The organism is Alloyangia pacifica, assembly GCF_900116195.1.
Lineage (GTDB): Bacteria > Pseudomonadota > Alphaproteobacteria > Rhodobacterales > Rhodobacteraceae > Salipiger > Salipiger pacificus.
The window spans coordinates 150,393-166,296 of the sequence record NZ_FOZW01000002.1; the positions used below are offsets into that span (position 1 = coordinate 150,393).

The following is a 15,904-nucleotide window of genomic DNA, read 5'->3' on the forward strand; positions in this document are numbered from 1 at the left end:
ATCTGGTCTGTCGGGAATCGGGAGGGATTCCGGGTCTGCCTCACTCCCTGAGATCACACCTAGGACGCAGCGGCAGGCGTGGCAAGCGGTGGGGCCAGGTTTCTCGACCACAGCGACCGGCCTTGCGCGCGGATGCGGCGTTCGGGCGATGGACGCAGCCCGATCCCGCTGCTATCAGGCGCGCGAGCGATAACAGGAGAGGCGCCATGTCGAGCCACGGGGACCCCATTCCGATGATTGCCCGCAAGTCCGCGGGCCTTAAGGGCGAGGCACATGTGCCGGGCGACAAATCCATTTCGCACCGGTCGCTGATCCTCGGCGCCATGGCAGTGGGCGAGACCAAGGTCACCGGATTGCTGGAAGGGCAGGACGTGCTAGACACGGCCAAGGCCATGCGCGCCTTCGGCGCCGAGGTCGAGAAGACGGGCGACACCTGGCACGTGCACGGCGTTGGCGTCGGCGGTTTCGCCGAGCCCGGCAATGTCATCGACTGCGGCAACTCTGGCACCGGCGTGCGGCTGATCATGGGCGCCATGGCGACGACGCCGATCACCGCCACCTTCACCGGTGACGCCTCGTTGAACTCGCGGCCCATGGCCCGCGTCACCGATCCGCTGGCGCTCTTCGGTGCGCGCGCCTACGGGCGCAAGGGCGGGCGGCTGCCGATGACCATCGTTGGCGCGGCGGATGCGCTGCCGGTGCGCTATGCCACGCCCGTGCCCTCGGCGCAGGTGAAATCGGCGGTGCTGCTGGCCGGGCTCAACGCCCCGGGCGAGACCGTGGTGATCGAGCGCGAGGCGACCCGCGACCACTCCGAGCGGATGCTGACGGGCTTCGGTGCGCAGGTGACCACCGAGGAGAGCCCGGAAGGCCGGGTGATCACGCTGGTCGGCCAGCCCGAGCTGAAGCCGCAGACCATCATCGTGCCGCGCGATCCCTCGTCGGCGGCCTTCCCGGTCTGCGCCGCGCTGATCACCGAGGGCTCGGACGTGCTGGTGCCGAACATCGGCCTCAACCCGACCCGTGCCGGGCTGTTCTTCACCCTGCAGGACATGGGCGCGGATCTCACCTTCGAGAACATGCGCGAGGAGGGCGGCGAGCCCGTCGCCGACCTGCGCGCCAAGTTCTCGCCGAACCTCAAGGGCATCGAGGTGCCGGCCGAGCGTGCCGCCAGCATGATCGACGAATACCCGGTGCTTTCGGTGGTCGCGGCCTTTGCCAGCGGCAAGACCCACATGCCCGGCGTCAAGGAACTGCGCGTCAAGGAAAGCGACCGCATCGACGCCATGGCCACCGGCCTGCGCCTCAACGGCGTCGAGGTCGACGAGGGTGAGGACTGGTGGACGGTGCATGGCCGCGGCTTCGGCGACGTGAAGGGCGGGGCGACCGTGGAAAGCCACCTGGACCACCGCATCGCCATGTCGTTCATGGTCATGGGGCTGGCCACCGAGGCACCGGTGCGGGTGGACGACGGCGGGCCGATCGCCACCTCCTTCCCGATCTTCGAGACGCTGATGACCGGCCTTGGTGCCGACATGGGCCGCGACGCGTGAAACACATCCTGCCGCTCGTTGCGGCCTTCGCCGCCGCGCTGCTGATCTGCATGGGCTATTATACCTGGGCGGTGCTCTGGCCCGGCACCGGTGGGTTGCTGCCCTTCGATCTGCGGGTCTTCGGCTATTCGGCGGCGGAGGCGCAGCGTTACCTGCTGGCGCTGAGCGACGACGCGCGGGCGGTCTACCTGCTGGAAATGCGCTGGCTCGGGCTGGCCTTCCGCGTCGTCTTCGGCCTCGCGATGTTGCTCGGGGCCTTTTATCTCTCCAAGGGCCGAGCGTGGTGGCGACGCGGGATCTTCGTGGTGCTGGCGCTCGCCTGGATCGGGGCGGATGCCGCCGAGAACCTGCTGATCAACGAGATGCTGCTGCGTGGGCCGGTGGCGCTCGACCGGGCGCTGGTCGAGTGGTCGAGCCTGTTCACCCGGCTCAAGTACGTGCTGCTGGCGGTCTGTGGCGCAGCGCTCTTCGGCCTCTGGAAGCAGCAGCGGGGCAGGTAACTTGCGGCCCTTCCCGGCGGGGGCCATAAAGGCCGCGATCTGAAAGAAAGGGACGGCCATGGCCTTTACCATTGCCATCGACGGGCCGGCGGCTGCCGGCAAGGGCACGATCAGCCGCGCCGTCGCGGCACATTTCGGTTTTGCCCATCTCGACACCGGGCTGCTCTACCGCGCCGTCGGGCGCAAGATGTTGGACGGGGTCGAGCCGATCCTCGCGGCTCAGGAACTGGTGCCCGATGACCTTCAGGTGGAGGGGCTGCGCACCGCCGCCGTGGGGCAGGCCGCCTCGCGCGTGGCGGCGATCCCCGAGGTGCGCGCGGCGCTGCTCGACTTCCAGCGCGCCTTTGCCCGTCGCGACGGTGGCGCGGTTCTCGACGGGCGCGACATCGGCACGGTGATCTGCCCGGAGGCAGAGGCCAAGCTCTTCGTCACCGCCAGCGCCGAGGTGCGCGCCCGCCGCCGCTACGAGGAACTGGTGGCCGGAGGGGCCGTGACCGATTTCGAGACGGTTCTGGCCGAGACCCGCGAGCGCGACCACCGCGACGCGACCCGCGCCGACGCGCCGCTGAAGCCGGCGACCGACGCGATGATGATCGACACCTCTGAGCTGGACGTCGAAGCTGCCGTGGCCGCCGCAATCTCGGCGGTGGAGGCGCGCAGCCTTGAGCGTGTGAAAGGATGAGCATGAAGACAGTTCGCATGGGGTCCGGCGGCCCCGAGGTTCCCGCCTTCGGTATCGGTGCCATGTCCTTTGCCGAGTTCTACGGGCCAACCACTGAAGCGAACTCCTTTGCGGTGCTCGACGCCGCGGCGGAGGCCGGCGTGGTGCATATCGACACGTCGAACGTCTATGGCATGGGGCGCTCGGAGAAGGCGATCGGGGCGTGGCTGGAAGCCAACCCCGGGGCGCGCGAGACGCTGCATATCGCCACCAAGGCCGGCATCACCAAGGACGCGGACGGCAACCGCTGCTACGACAATTCTGCCGCCCACCTCGAAGGCGAACTCGACGGCTCTCTGGCGCGCATGGGGATCGAGCAGGTCGATCTCTTCTACGTGCACCGCCGCGAGGCCGACCGACCCATCGAGGAGGTCACCGAGACGCTCGCCGGGCTGGTGAAGAAGGGCAAGATCAAGAGCTTCGGCTTTTCCGAGATCGCGCCGTCCTCGCTGCGCCGGGCCGCCGCGGTGCACCCTGTGGCCGCGGTGCAGTCGGAATACTCGCTCGCCACGCGGTTCGTCGAACTGGGGCTCCTGGCGGCCTGCAAGGAGTTGGGCACCGCCTTCGTGGCCTTTTCGCCGGTGGGCCGCTCGCTGCTGACCGACAGCCCGATCGGCACCGAGACCATCGCGGCGAACCCTTTCCTCGCGGGCAACCCGAGGTTCACCGAGCCGAACCTCGCGGCGAACCTTGTCATCACCGACCGGTTCCGCGCGCTGGCCGCCGATATGGGGCTGCCCGCCGCGGGTCTCGCCATCGCATGGCTGCTCACCCGCGGCGATCACGTGATCCCGATCCCGGGCACGCGCTCGGTCGCGCACTTCCGGGAGCTTCTGACCGGGCTGAGCGCCACGCTCTCGGACGGCGATCTCGCGCGGATCGAGGAGGTGCTTCCCGTCGGTTGGGCGCATGGCGACCGCTACTCGGTGATGCAGCGCGTCGGTCCCGAGAACTTTTGCTGAGTTTGCCGGTGTCCCGCGGGACAAGGGAAGGGGGTGCTGCCTCCTCGCCGCTGCGCGGCTCTCCCACGGCGTATTTGATGGAACAATGAAAGGGGCGGGGCATGTCTCATGTCACCCTCGTGCGGCACGGGCAGGCAAATACCCATGCCAAGGACGAGATCAGCTATGACCGGCTGAGCGATCTGGGGCGCCAGCAGGCGCGCTGGCTGGGCGATCACCTGCGCGGCACCGGCGAGGTCTTTGCCCGTGCCTATTCGGGCACGTTGCAGCGCCACCGCGAGACCGCGGCGGAGATGTCGATCGGGCTCGAGGTGGTGCAGGACGCGCGGCTCAACGAGCTGGAGTATTTCACCATGGCGCAGCTCATGGACCAGCAGCACGGCATTGCCCTGCCGCCGGACCGCGAGGGTTTCATCCGCCACATGCCGCGGCTGCTCGGCTATTGGCGCGAAGGGAGGCTCGAAGGCGTGCCCGAGAGCTTCGAGCATTTCGAGAGCCGCGTGCGCGAGGTGCTGGGCGAGATCGCCGCGGGCGAGGGGCGCGCCGTGGTGGTCACGTCGGGTGGGCTCATCGGCATGGCGATGCGGGTGACCATGGGGCTCGAGGTGCAGGCGCTGGCGCATGCCTGCCTAGCCATCGAGAACACCTCGCTGCACCGCTTCCAGCCGCTTTCGACCGGGCTATGCCTGACTTTGTTCAACGCGGTGCCGCACCTCGAAGGCGCGGAGCGATCACTGGCACGCACCCATCTCTGACGGCCGGCTTTCCCCGCGTTGTGCTTTTCTATAGCAAGGCGGGGAATTTGGCTGTGGAGAAACGGATGACACATCTCTGGGTGCGCGCGGAGCAGCGGCAGAACGAGGACCGGGTGGGCGTGACCCCCGAGGGGGTGAAGGCGCTGATCGCCGCGGGGCTGCGCGTCACCGTCGAGGAAAGCCGCGCGCGGGTCATCGGCATCGAGGGCTACCGCGCCGCCGGCGCCGAGATCGCGCCGGAGAACAGCTGGCCGGAGGCACCGGGGGATGCGATCATCTTCGGCCTCAAGGAGCTGCCCGAGGACGGCACGCCGCTGCGCCATCGCCACATCATGTTCGGCCATGCCTTCAAGGGCCAGCCCGCCGGGCAGCTCCTGCTGAAGCGCTTCGTCGCGGGCGGCGGGGCGCTCTACGATCTCGAATATCTCGTCGCCGAGGACGGGCGGCGCGTCGCGGCCTTTGGCTACTGGGCGGGCTACGCCGGGGCGGCGGTAACCCTGCTGGCCTATGCGGCGCAGAAGCAGGGCGGGCTCTGCGCGCCAGTCTCTGTCTGGCCCGGGGCGGCGGCGATGGAGGCATCGGTCACCGACGCGCTCGACGCGGCGGGCGGCGGGCGTCCGAAGGCGCTGGTCATCGGCGCGCTGGGGCGCGTCGGCACCGGGGCGTCGGACCTCTGCCGCAAGGTCGGCGTCGAGGTCACCGGCTGGGACATGGCCGAGACCGCCCATGGCGGGCCGTTCCCGGAGGTGCTGGAGCATGAAATCTTCTTCAACTGCATTCTCGCCCATCCCGGCACGCCGGTCTTCGTGCCCGCCTCGGCGGCAACAGGCGCGCGCAGGCTGCGCGCCATCGGCGACATTGCCTGCGATCCCGACAGTGACTTCTCGCCGGTGAAGGTCTATGACCGCGTGACCGACTGGCAGGCCCCCGCGCTTCGCGTTCACGAGGAGCCGCCGCTCGACGTCATGGCGATCGACAACCTTCCCTCGCTGCTCCCGCGGGAGAGCTCGGAGGATTTCGCCGCGCAACTGTTGCCGCATCTGCTGACCCTGCCCGCGCTGGACGCGGGCGTCTGGGGCCGGGCGGCGGCGACCTACGACAGATACCTCAAGGAGGAACTTGCATGATTCATTGGTGCGGAACGGGGCTTTCGTCCATCCCGGGGCTGCGACGCCTGATCGAAGCCGGCCACGACGTGATGGTATGGAACCGGACCGAAACCAAGGCCCGCGAGGCCGTGGGCGATCTGACGAACCGCATTCTCGCCTTCGCCCCCGAGGCGGTGGAGTCGGCGGTGCAGGAAGGCGATGTGATCGTCTCGATGCTGCCCGGCGACTGGCACGTGATGCTGGCCGAGATCGCCATCAAGAAGAAGGCGCATTTCGTGTCGTCCTCCTACATCTCGCCGGAGATGCGCGGGCTTGATGCGAAAGCCAAGGAGGCCGGGGTGGCGCTGGTCAACGAGGTCGGGCTCGACCCGGGGATCGATCACCTGATGGCGCATGACCTCGTTGCGGCCTACCGGGCGTCGGGCGCCTTCGATCCCGCCAATGAGATCAGCTTCCTGAGCTATTGCGGCGGCGTGCCGAAGGAGGCCAATGCCTTCCGCTACAAGTTCTCCTGGGCACCGGTCGGCGTGCTGAAGGCGCTGCGTTCGCCCTCGCGCTCGATCCGCCACTTCGAAGAGCTGAACGTGCAGCGTCCCTGGGATGCGCTGACCCGCTACGATGCGCCGCTCGATCCGCCCGAGAGCTTCGAGGTCTATCCCAACCGCGACTCGCTGCCGTTCATCGAGCAGTACGAGTTCGGTCAGGACTGGAAGGTGAAGGACTTCGTGCGCGGCACGCTGCGCCTGAACGGTTGGTCCGAGGCGTGGAAGGACATCTTCGCCGAGGTCGAGACAGCCGACGATGCGCGGCTGGCGCAGATGGCCTCCGACCTGCTTGCCGAGAACAAGTACGAAGAGGGCGAGCCCGACCGGGTGGTACTCTGCGTGACGCTGAAGGCCGAGAAGGCCGGAGAGACGGTCTGGCACAAGACCTGGGTGATGGACGCCTGGGGCGACGCGCGCGGCTCGGCCATGGCGCGGCTGGTGTCCATGCCGGTGTCCTGGGCGATCGAGGCGGTGCTGAACCGCGAGATCAAACGGGGTGTCTCGGCGGCACCGTCGGACCCGAAGCTGGTCACGCGCTGGCTGGGCGGGGTCGAGAGCCTCGCGCAGCGGATGATGCGCGTCGATGAGGCCGGCTGAGAAAAGTGAGCCGCTGGCGGGGCGAGGGCCTCGCCGGCGCATTCTGTAAGAAGGGCAAGGCGCAGTTGCGCCGGCCCGGTCGCCTGCCTGTCGCTCTCGGGAAGGTCTCAGGCGGCGGTAGAGGCGATCATCGTCTTGCGCTCGGCGACCATGTTCACCTTGCGATACTCCTGCAGTCCGGTCACCTCGCGGCCCACCCATGCGGGCAGGGGCAGGGGCGTGTCGATCGCGGGCAGTTCGACCTCGGCGATGATGATCCCGGCCAGCAGCCCTTCGTAGACATCCACGGTCCAGACCAGCGGCCCCGCCGGAACGTAGTGGCGCGTCTTTTCGACGAGATTCTCGCAATGGGAGGCGAGCATCTCTTCGGCATCCTGCGCCGGGATGGGGTATTCGAACTCGTCGCGCGACAGCCCGTCGCGGCGACCCTTGATGCACAGGGTGGCGCGGTCGTCGTAAAAGCGGACGCGGGCCTTGCGCCCGTCCGCGGCGGCGATCAACCCGTCGCGCAGGCGTTCGCTGCGGACGGCCTCGATCTGCCAGCCCTGGTCGGCCACGAGGAACTTGCGTTCGATTTCCTTTGCCATGGTCGCCTTAGGATGGATGAAATTTTGGGCTCTTTGCGAATCCAGCTTTAGCCCGGCGCCCGGTCGAGCGCCACCGGGCAAAACCATGCTTTTCCGCCAAGATGTCCCGGGATCGAGACACGCGTAACGTCCGCTGGGTCCGAACGAAAAAGGACGCGCCGGCATGGCGCGCCCTGATGGCCGGCACCCTGGCGCCGGCGTGTCCGAGAACGGCTTACTGCGCGTCTTCGTAGTGCTCGTCGAGAACCTTGGCGAACTCGTCGTAGGACATGTTCGAGTAGGGCTTGCCGTCGATGATGAAGGAGGGCGTCGCGGTGATGTTGTCGCGGGTCGCGTTCTCCTGGTACCAGCCGACCAGCGCTTGCAGCTTGGCGCCGTCGTTCATGCAGGCGTCAAGCTGCTCTTGGCCGATGCCGGCCATCAGGCCGATTTTGCGCAGGCCGTCGGCGATGCCCTGGTCCGAGCCCGCCTTGATCCAGTCGCCCTGGGTCTTGTACACCATGTCGGCGATGCCGAAGAACTTCTCGGGCTGGCACCGCGCGACCATGGCCGCCCACATGCCGTACTTGTCGAAGTAGACGTCCCGGTAGACCAGTTTCACCTTGCCGGTCTTGATGTAGTTCTCCTCGATCTGCGGCAGCACCTCGTTGGAGAAGCGCGCGCAGTGCGGGCAGGTGAAGGAGGCGTATTCGATCATCTCGACGGGGGCGTTCACGTCGCCCTTCACCATCTCGACGATTTCGGGTGCGGTTTCGGTGGCGCTGGCCTCGCTGCTCGCCTCCTGCGCGCTGGCCGCGCCGGACAGGGCGACGCCCCCGAGGGCGAATGCGGCCGCGAACGCGGCGACGGGGAAAATGCGGGTCATGTAAGGTCCTCTTGTGGTTGCCTTGCCTGCGGCGCTATTGCCGCGATTTCGAGATGACGTTGCCGGCGAGGCGCTCCAGCGCCGCGCGCAGCCCGTCGTCATGGATGTCGCCGGCCACCTTGTGTGCCTCCGCCTTGATCTCGGGCGAGGGCTCGGGCTTTTCCGCCTTGGCGGCATGGCCAAAGGCGACGCGCCCTTCGGCGAAGCCGGTGGCGGCGGTCTGGGTGATCCGGACGCGCGCGATGGCGTTGTAGCCGTAGATCGCGTTGACCTTCTCGCGCAGCTGTTCCTTCTGCATTTCGAGAAGCGGTGCGTTGGCACCGGTGGTCAGCAGGGTCAGCGTCGCGCCGAGTCCCTGCTGGCGGGAGTAGCTGACCTCGACCGGGCGGGCCATGGCGGCCACGTCGGCACCGACGATCTCGTCCCAATGGGTGAGCAGGCGCGACTGCGCAAAGCCGCGGCTCTCGCTGGCCTTGCGGATCTGCGCGTTCAGCAGGCCCGAGGTCTTTGCGAACCCGTATGTTGAGGTGTTGCGCCGTGCCATCTTGAATCCCTCTCTGCGGACCTATTCTAGTGACCCCGCATCCGCATGCCAGCAGGGAATCGCTTTTGTCGTCGATGATCAAGGGAATGTCAGCCACGCGTGACACGGCGCAGGCCGCAGATCTGCTCACCTGGTACGATCGCCATGCGCGCGAGCTTCCGTGGCGCGTCAGCCCGGCGGCGCGGGCGGCTGGCGTGCGCCCCGATCCCTACCGGGTCTGGATGTCCGAGATCATGCTGCAGCAGACCACCGTGGCCGCGGTGAAGAGCTACTTCGAAGCCTTCACCACGCGCTGGCCGACGGTGTCGGACCTCGCCGCTGCCGAGGATGCCGACGTCATGGCCGCCTGGGCGGGGCTGGGGTACTACGCGCGGGCCCGCAACCTGCTGAAATGCGCGCGGGCGGTGGCCGATGAGCACGGCGGGGTGTTCCCCCAGACCCTGGAAGGGCTTCGCGCCCTGCCGGGGGTCGGGCCCTACACGGCGGCGGCGGTGGCGGCGATCGCCTTCGATCTGCCCGAGACGGTGGTGGACGGCAATGTCGAGCGGGTCATGGCGCGGCTGCACGACGAGCACATGCCGTTGCCGCAGTCGAAACCGGTGTTGACCGGCTATGCCGCCGCGCTGACCTCGCAGGGACGGCCCGGCGACTACGCGCAGGCGGTGATGGACCTCGGTGCCACCATCTGCACGCCGCGCAACCCGGCCTGCGGGCTTTGCCCGTGGCGTACCGCCTGCGCCGCCTGGGATCGCGGCACGCAGGCCGAACTGCCGAAGAAGGCCCCGAAGAAGCGCAAGCCGACCCGTCACGGCATCGCCTATCTGGTGAAGCGGGTGGACGGGGCCTGGTTGCTGGAACGGCGGCCCGACAGTGGGCTGCTTGGTGGCATGCTGGGTTGGCCTGGCTCGGACTGGTCCGAGGAGGCCCCCGCCGACGCGCCGCCCATCAGGGCCGAATGGAAGACGCTCAATGCCGAGGCGCGCCATACCTTCACGCACTTCCACCTGCGGCTGACGGTGAAGACCGCGCTGGTGCCGATGGAGCGCCGCCCCGAGCGCGGCGAGTTCGTCGAGGCGGAGGTCTTCGATGCCGGTGACCTGCCCACGGTGATGCGCAAGGCCTTTGCCCTGACCACGGGCTGAGGCAGGGCGGCCACGTCACGCAGCCCGCGGCCCTTGCGTCGCATTGACCGGGGCCCATGATCGGCTCAAGCTGCGGCAAAAGGGCCTCGATATGCGCCGCGCGCCGGCCAGAAGCGATATCCGGGGCGGACGTTTGGGACGAGTGCATGATTTCCGCAGATAAATTCTCGCGCTGGACCGCTGCGGCTCCGTTCTGGCTGGTCTATCTGCTGCCCTTGCTGGTCTGGATCGGCGCGCTGAACGGCGGGCTCTGGGTGCTGCTGCCCCCTTTGGCCACGTGGTATCTCTTCTCGGCGCTCGACGCGGCACTGGGCCTGAACGCCGAGAATGCAGACCCGCAGACCGAAGAGCGCGCGCTCGTCTGGTATCGCGCCGGGGTGATGCTCTGGGCACCCGTGCAGTTCGTCACGCTGTTTGCGCTGATCTGCTACGTCTCTGGCAATGACGCCCTCAACAACTGGGAGAAATTCGGGGTCTTCTTCGGCACCGGGGTGATGACCGGCACGGTGGGGATCGTCTACTCCCACGAGCTCCTGCACCAGCGCAACAATCTCGAGCGGCGGCTGGGGGACTGGCTGCTGGCCATGGTGCTCTATTCGCATTTCCGCTCCGAGCACCTGCTGGTGCATCACCTCTGGGTCGGCACGCCGCGGGACCCGGTGACCGCGCGCTACAACGAGGGCTTCCATCGCTACTACGCGCGGGTGCTCCGCGATTGCCCTGTCTCGGCCTTCCGGGCGGAGAAGCGGTTGCTGGCGCGGCGCGGGCTGCCCTGGTGGCACAGGCGCAACCCGTTCTGGCTCTACCTGGCGCTGCAGGGGGCGATGCTGGCGCTTGCGGTCGCGCTTGGCGGACCCGGAGGGCTCATGCTGTTTCTCGTGCAGACGGGGGTGGCGATCTGGCAGCTCGAGCTGACCAACTACGTCGAGCACTACGGGCTGACCCGCGAATACCTCGGCGACGGGCGCTACGAGCACGTCAAGCCGCACCATTCGTGGAACTCGGCGCATACCGCGACCAACTGGCTGCTGATCAACCTGCAGCGCCATTCCGACCATCACTACAAGCCTGACCGGCGGTTCCCGCTCCTGCAGACCTACGCCGAGAGCGAGGCGCCGCAGCTGCCCTATGGCTACCCCGTGATGACCATGGCGGCGATGGTGCCCCCGGTCTGGCGGCGGGTGATGAACCCGAGGGTGAAGGCCTGGCGCCGGACCTGGTACCCGCAGATCGGAGACTGGTCCGACTACAATCGGGCGCGCACGCCCCTGCCGAAGGGATCGGCCTGAGGCATGGGCCGCACCGCCGGGGGTTTCACGCCACCGCACCCCCGTGGGATATTTTCCTCTGGACGAAGGGGGCGGGGGGCGCGGGGATTGCATTCGGCGTGAACGCCTCGCAACATGGCGCCGAAAGTCCAAAGAGGTGCGCCATGTCGCTCGAGAACGCCGCCCGCGCGGTGCGTGAAAACGCCTATGTCCCCTATTCGAAATTCAAGGTCGGGGCGGCGATGCTGGCACCCTCGGGCAAGATCTACGCCGGTTGCAACGTCGAGAACGTTGCATATCCCGAGGGTACCTGCGCCGAAGCGGGCGCCATTGCCGCCATGGTTGCCGCTGGCGAGACAGAGATCATCGAGGCCTATGTCATCGCTGATTGCGAGCACCCGCTGCCGCCTTGTGGCGGCTGTCGTCAGAAGCTCGCCGAGTTCGGCCGGTCGCATGCCAAGGTAACACTGGCCACCACCGATGGGGCGACGCTGGAGACCACCGTGGGCGAGCTGCTGCCGGGCGCCTTCGGTACGGGGCACATGGACCGGGTCTGATGGACGCGCGCACGGTCATCGCCGCGCTGCGCCGGGGCGAGGTGCCTTCGGACGAGGGGCTGCGCTGGTTCGCCGCGGGGCTCGCAGACGGCACGGTGACCGCGGCGCAGGCCGGGGCTTTCGCCATGGGGGTCTGTCTGCGGGGGCTGCCGGAAGACGCCCGCGCGGTTCTGACCCTCGCGATGCGCGACAGCGGAGAGGTGCTGCGCTGGGACCTTCCCGGGCCGGTGCTCGACAAGCATTCGACCGGCGGGGTGGGGGACTGCGTGAGCCTCGTGCTCGCGCCGATGCTGGCCGCCTGCGGGGTCTATGTACCGATGATTTCGGGGCGCGGGCTCGGCCATACCGGAGGCACGCTCGACAAGCTTGAGGCGATCCCGGGCTACGTGACCGACCCGAGTGCGGCGCGGCTGCGCACGGTCCTGCGCGAGGCGGGCTGCGCCATCGTCTCGGCCTCCGCGGGCATCGCCCCGGCGGACAAGCGGCTCTACGCCATAAGGGACGTCACTGCGACGGTGGAGTCGCTCGACCTGATCACCGCCTCTATCCTGTCGAAGAAACTTGCGGCGGGGCTTGAGGGGCTGGTGCTGGATGTGAAGGTGGGCTCGGGGGCCTTCATGAAGACCATGGAGGAGGCGCGAGCGCTGGCGCGCTCGCTGGTCGGCACGGCCAATGCCGCGGGCTGCCCGACGACGGCGCTGATCACCAACATGGACCAGCCGCTCGCCGACGCGCTGGGCAACGCGCTGGAGGTGCGCGCGTCGATGGAGGTGCTGACCGAAGGCGCGGGCGGGCCGCTCCTGGAGCTCTCCGTCGCGCTTGGCGCGGAACTTCTGTCCGGGGCCGGGATCGCGGAGGGCGAAGCACGGCTGCGCGAGAGCGTTGCCAGCGGCGCCGCGGCGGAGCGTTTCGGGCGCATGGTGCGCGGGCTTGGCGGCGCGGAGGATTTCGTCGAGCGCTGGCGCGATATGCTGCCGCAGGCACCGGTGGTGATCGATGTGCCCGCGGCAGAGGCCGGGCATGTGGCGGCCATGGATGGCGAGGCGCTGGGGCTGGCGGTCGTGCACCTCGGCGGCGGGCGCGAGGTCGAAAGCGATCCGGTTGATCCCGCCGTGGGCCTGTCCCATGTGGTGCGCCTCGGGCAGCGGCTCGAGGCGGGACAGTCCTTGGCGCGGGTTCATGCGGCGAGCGAGGACGCGGCGCAGGTGGCGGCGCGGGCGGTGCAGGCGGCGGTCCGGATCGGGGAAGCGCCGCACGTAGGCCCATTGGTGCGGGAAAGGATCGCCTGATGCGGGCATTTCTGCTGGTGATGGATTCGGTGGGCATCGGCGGCGCGCCGGATGCAGCCTCCTATTTCAATGCGGGACATCCCGACACCGGGGCGAACACGCTCGCGCATATCGCGCAGGCCTGCGCCGAGGGCCGGGCCGAGGAAGGGCGCAGCGGGCCGCTATGCCTGCCGGTGCTGGATGCCCTCGGGCTCGGCGCCGCCGTGCGGCTGGCCAGTGGCGACGCGGTGCCGGGGCTCGAGGTCGAGCCTTCAGGTCTTTGGGGGGCGGCGTCCGAAAGCTCGAGGGGCAAGGACACGCCCTCGGGGCATTGGGAGCTGGCCGGGCTGCCGGTGCCCTGGGACTGGCACTATTTCCCGGTCGAGCAGCCGGTCTTCCCGCCGGAACTGCTGGCCGAGGTCTGCGAGATCGCCGGTGTGGACGGCACGCTGGCCAATTGCCACGGCTCGGGCACGGTGATGCTGGAAGAGTTTGGCGAGGAGCATCAGCGCAGTGGATGGCCGATCTGCTACACCTCCGCCGACAGCGTCTTCCAGATCGCCGCGCATGAAGAGAGTTTCGGGCTGGATCGGCTGCTGAACCTTTGCGAGAAGATCGCCCCGGCGCTGCACAAGATGAAGGTCGGCCGGGTCATCGCGCGGCCCTTCGTCGGCGCGCCCGGCAGCTACAAACGTACCAGCAACCGCCACGACTACGCGATCATGCCGCCCCAGCCGATCCTCACCAACTGGGTGCAGGACGCTGGGCGGCGGGTCTACGCCATCGGCAAGATCGGCGACATCTTCTCGATGCAGGGCATCGACGAGGTGCGCAAGGGCGAGGACGCCATGCTGATGTGCCACCTGTCGGACCTCGTGGAGGAGGCCGAGGAAGGTTCGCTCACCTTTGCCAATTTCGTCGAGTTCGACAGCCTCTACGGTCACCGGCGCGACGTCTCGGGCTACGCCCGCGCGCTCGAGTGGTTCGACGCCGAGCTGGGCCGGCTGCTGCCGCGGCTGCGCGAGGGCGACATGCTTCTGATCACCGCCGATCATGGAAATGACCCCACGTGGACCGGCACCGATCACACCCGCGAGCGGGTTCCGGTGCTTGTATATGGCCGCGGGGCAGGGCAGATCGGGCAGATCGCATTCGCCGATGTGGCGGCAAGCATCGCGGCGCATCTGAAAGTGCCCGCGCAAGGACCGGGAAGGAGCTTCCTTTGAGAGACCCAAGAGACCACGACGAGGAAAGCCTGCACCGGATCAAGGCCTTGCCCAAGCTCGAGCTGCACCTGCACATCGAGGGCGCGGCCCCGCCGTCCTTCATCCGCGGGCTGGCGCAGGAGAAGAAAGTGCGCCTCGATGGGGTTTTCGCCGAGGACGGCTCGTACATCTACCGCGATTTCGTGCATTTCCTCGAGGTCTACGAAGCGGCGACCTCGGTGCTTAAGTCGCCGGAGGATTACGCCCGGCTGACCCGTGCCGTGCTCGAAGAGTGCGCGCAGAACGGCGTGATCTATGCCGAGACCTTTATCTCCCCCGACTTCTGCGGCGGCGGCGATCTCGGCGCATGGCGCGAGTACCTGCATGCGATGCAGGATGCGGCGGACCGCGCCGAGCGCGACATGGGCATCACCCTGCGCGGCGTGGTCACCTGCGTGCGCCACTTCGGCCCCGAGAAGGCCAAGGCCGCGGCGCTCTGCGCGGCGGAGACCGCGGGCGACTGGATCGTCGGTTTCGGCATGGGCGGCGACGAGAACCGCGGCGAGCAGCGTGACTTCGCCTACAGCTTCGACATGGCGCGTGAGGCCGGGCTGCGGCTGACCACCCACGCCGGCGAGTGGCGCGGGGCCGCCGAGGTGCGCCGGGCGATCGAGGACCTGGGTGTCGAGCGCATCGGCCACGGCGTGCGCGCCATCGAGGATCTCGCGCTGGTCGAACTCATCGCCGAGCGCGGCATCACCCTCGAGGTCTGCCCCGGCTCGAACGTGAGGCTGGGCGTCTATCCGTCCCTCAGCCAGCATCCGATCCAGAAGCTGCGCGAGCGGGGCGTGAAGGTCACCGTGTCCACGGATGACCCGCCGTTCTTCCACTCGACGATGGTGCAGGAGTACGAAAACCTTGCACGCACCTTCGGATGGGAGGAAGAGGACTTCATCGAGATCGCCAAGACCTCCGCCAACTCGGCCTTCTGCTCGGCCGACACGCGCGAGGCGCTGCTGAAGAGACTGGAGAGCGCATGAAACACCTGACCGTCGTCGATCACCCGCTGGTGCAGCACAAACTGACCCTGATGCGGGAGAAGGACACTTCCACCGCATCCTTCCGTCAGTTGCTGCGCGAGATTTCCCTGCTTCTGGCCTATGAGGTGACCCGCGAGCTGCCGGTGACCACCAAGCAGATCGAGACCCCGCTCTGCCCGATGGCCGCCCCGACCATCGAGGGCAAGAAGCTGGCGCTGGTGTCGATCCTGCGTGCCGGCAACGGTCTGCTCGACGGCATCCTCGAGCTGATCCCCGCCGCGCGGGTCGGCTTCGTGGGCCTCTACCGCGACGAGGAAACGCTGGAGCCGGTGCAATATTACTTCAAGGTGCCGAAAAACCTCGAGGATCGCACGGTTATCGCGGTCGACCCGATGCTCGCCACCGGCAATTCCTCGGTTGCGGCCATCGACCTGCTGAAGCAGGCGGGGGCGAAGAACGTGATCTTCCTGTGCCTGCTCGCCTCGCCCGAGGGCGTCAAGCGCATGGAAGAGGCACATCCCGATGTGCCGATCATCACCGCCTCGCTCGACGAGAAGCTCAATGAAAAGGGCTACATCGTTCCCGGACTAGGGGATGCGGGCGACCGCATGTTCGGCACAAAATAAGCCCGTCCAACGCTTTACAGCCGCGCGGCCCTCATGCAATGCTGGCCGCGTAGCTTCCTG

The 15,904-nt window shown here is 68.1% G+C and carries 17 protein-coding genes; 14 read left to right on the top strand and 3 right to left on the bottom strand.

The window, feature by feature from the left end; genetic code table 11:
• Positions 1-206: 206 nt before the first annotated feature.
• The 7 genes from aroA to BM397_RS05200 all read left to right on the top strand — a co-directional run bounded on the left by aroA (position 207) and on the right by BM397_RS05200 (position 6,742).
• A complete protein-coding gene (aroA, locus tag BM397_RS05170; RefSeq protein WP_092419284.1) occupies positions 207-1,553 on the top strand; it encodes a 3-phosphoshikimate 1-carboxyvinyltransferase in 1,347 nt (448 codons plus the stop codon).
• Entirely contained in the window at positions 1,550-2,053 is a 504-nt protein-coding gene (locus BM397_RS05175) for a hypothetical protein (RefSeq protein WP_092419287.1), read from the top strand. The genes aroA and BM397_RS05175 overlap by 4 nt, the downstream gene beginning before the upstream one ends.
• 58 nt (positions 2,054-2,111) lie before the next feature.
• Positions 2,112-2,735, top strand: coding sequence for a (d)CMP kinase (gene cmk, locus BM397_RS05180; protein ID WP_092419290.1), 624 nt, complete (start codon positions 2,112-2,114; stop codon positions 2,733-2,735).
• A 2-nt stretch (positions 2,736-2,737) separates the two neighbouring features.
• On the top strand, positions 2,738-3,736 hold the full coding sequence (locus BM397_RS05185) for an aldo/keto reductase (protein WP_092419293.1): 999 nt from the start codon (positions 2,738-2,740) through the stop codon (positions 3,734-3,736).
• A 101-nt stretch (positions 3,737-3,837) separates the two neighbouring features.
• A complete protein-coding gene (locus BM397_RS05190) occupies positions 3,838-4,491 on the top strand; it encodes a histidine phosphatase family protein (protein WP_092419296.1) in 654 nt (217 codons plus the stop codon).
• A gap of 65 nt (positions 4,492-4,556) precedes the next feature.
• Entirely contained in the window at positions 4,557-5,618 is a 1,062-nt protein-coding gene (locus tag BM397_RS05195) for a saccharopine dehydrogenase (protein WP_092419299.1), read from the top strand.
• Positions 5,615-6,742 carry a saccharopine dehydrogenase C-terminal domain-containing protein gene (locus tag BM397_RS05200; RefSeq protein ID WP_092419302.1) on the top strand — a complete coding sequence of 376 codons (1,128 nt, stop codon included), beginning with the start codon at positions 5,615-5,617 and terminating at the stop codon, positions 6,740-6,742. Before BM397_RS05195 ends, BM397_RS05200 begins: the two co-directional genes overlap by 4 nt.
• A 107-nt stretch (positions 6,743-6,849) precedes the next feature.
• Here BM397_RS05200 and BM397_RS05205 read toward each other — a convergent pair whose 3' ends face one another.
• The 3 genes from BM397_RS05205 to BM397_RS05215 all read right to left on the bottom strand — a co-directional run bounded on the left by BM397_RS05205 (position 6,850) and on the right by BM397_RS05215 (position 8,738).
• Positions 6,850-7,329, bottom strand: coding sequence for a CYTH domain-containing protein (locus tag BM397_RS05205; RefSeq protein WP_092419305.1), 480 nt, complete (start codon positions 7,327-7,329; stop codon positions 6,850-6,852).
• Positions 7,330-7,543: 214 nt separating this feature from the next.
• Positions 7,544-8,194 carry a DsbA family protein gene (locus BM397_RS05210; RefSeq protein WP_092419308.1) on the bottom strand — a complete coding sequence of 217 codons (651 nt, stop codon included), beginning with the start codon at positions 8,192-8,194 and terminating at the stop codon, positions 7,544-7,546.
• A 34-nt stretch (positions 8,195-8,228) separates the two neighbouring features.
• Positions 8,229-8,738: a DUF721 domain-containing protein gene (locus BM397_RS05215; RefSeq protein WP_092419311.1), complete on the bottom strand. Its 510-nt coding sequence runs from the start codon at positions 8,736-8,738 to the stop codon at positions 8,229-8,231.
• A gap of 86 nt (positions 8,739-8,824) precedes the next feature.
• Between BM397_RS05215 and mutY the strand changes: the two genes are divergently transcribed.
• The 7 genes from mutY to upp all read left to right on the top strand — a co-directional run bounded on the left by mutY (position 8,825) and on the right by upp (position 15,844).
• Positions 8,825-9,880 (top strand): A/G-specific adenine glycosylase, encoded by a 1,056-nt coding sequence (gene mutY / locus BM397_RS05220; protein WP_092420550.1) that lies wholly within the window; start codon positions 8,825-8,827, stop codon positions 9,878-9,880.
• Between the two features lie 146 nt (positions 9,881-10,026).
• Positions 10,027-11,169 (top strand): alkane 1-monooxygenase, encoded by a 1,143-nt coding sequence (locus tag BM397_RS05225; protein WP_092419314.1) that lies wholly within the window; start codon positions 10,027-10,029, stop codon positions 11,167-11,169.
• Between the two features lie 143 nt (positions 11,170-11,312).
• Positions 11,313-11,705, top strand: coding sequence for a cytidine deaminase (locus BM397_RS05230; protein ID WP_092419317.1), 393 nt, complete (start codon positions 11,313-11,315; stop codon positions 11,703-11,705).
• Positions 11,705-12,994 carry a thymidine phosphorylase gene (locus BM397_RS05235; protein WP_092419320.1) on the top strand — a complete coding sequence of 430 codons (1,290 nt, stop codon included), beginning with the start codon at positions 11,705-11,707 and terminating at the stop codon, positions 12,992-12,994. The genes BM397_RS05230 and BM397_RS05235 overlap by 1 nt, the downstream gene beginning before the upstream one ends.
• A complete protein-coding gene (locus BM397_RS05240) occupies positions 12,991-14,199 on the top strand; it encodes a phosphopentomutase (RefSeq protein ID WP_176806490.1) in 1,209 nt (402 codons plus the stop codon). Before BM397_RS05235 ends, BM397_RS05240 begins: the two co-directional genes overlap by 4 nt.
• Positions 14,196-15,218, top strand: a complete 1,023-nt coding sequence (locus BM397_RS05245) for an adenosine deaminase (protein ID WP_092419326.1) — start codon at positions 14,196-14,198, stop codon at positions 15,216-15,218. Before BM397_RS05240 ends, BM397_RS05245 begins: the two co-directional genes overlap by 4 nt.
• Positions 15,215-15,844, top strand: coding sequence for a uracil phosphoribosyltransferase (gene upp, locus BM397_RS05250; protein WP_092419329.1), 630 nt, complete (start codon positions 15,215-15,217; stop codon positions 15,842-15,844). The genes BM397_RS05245 and upp overlap by 4 nt, the downstream gene beginning before the upstream one ends.
• Positions 15,845-15,904: the final 60 nt, after the last annotated feature.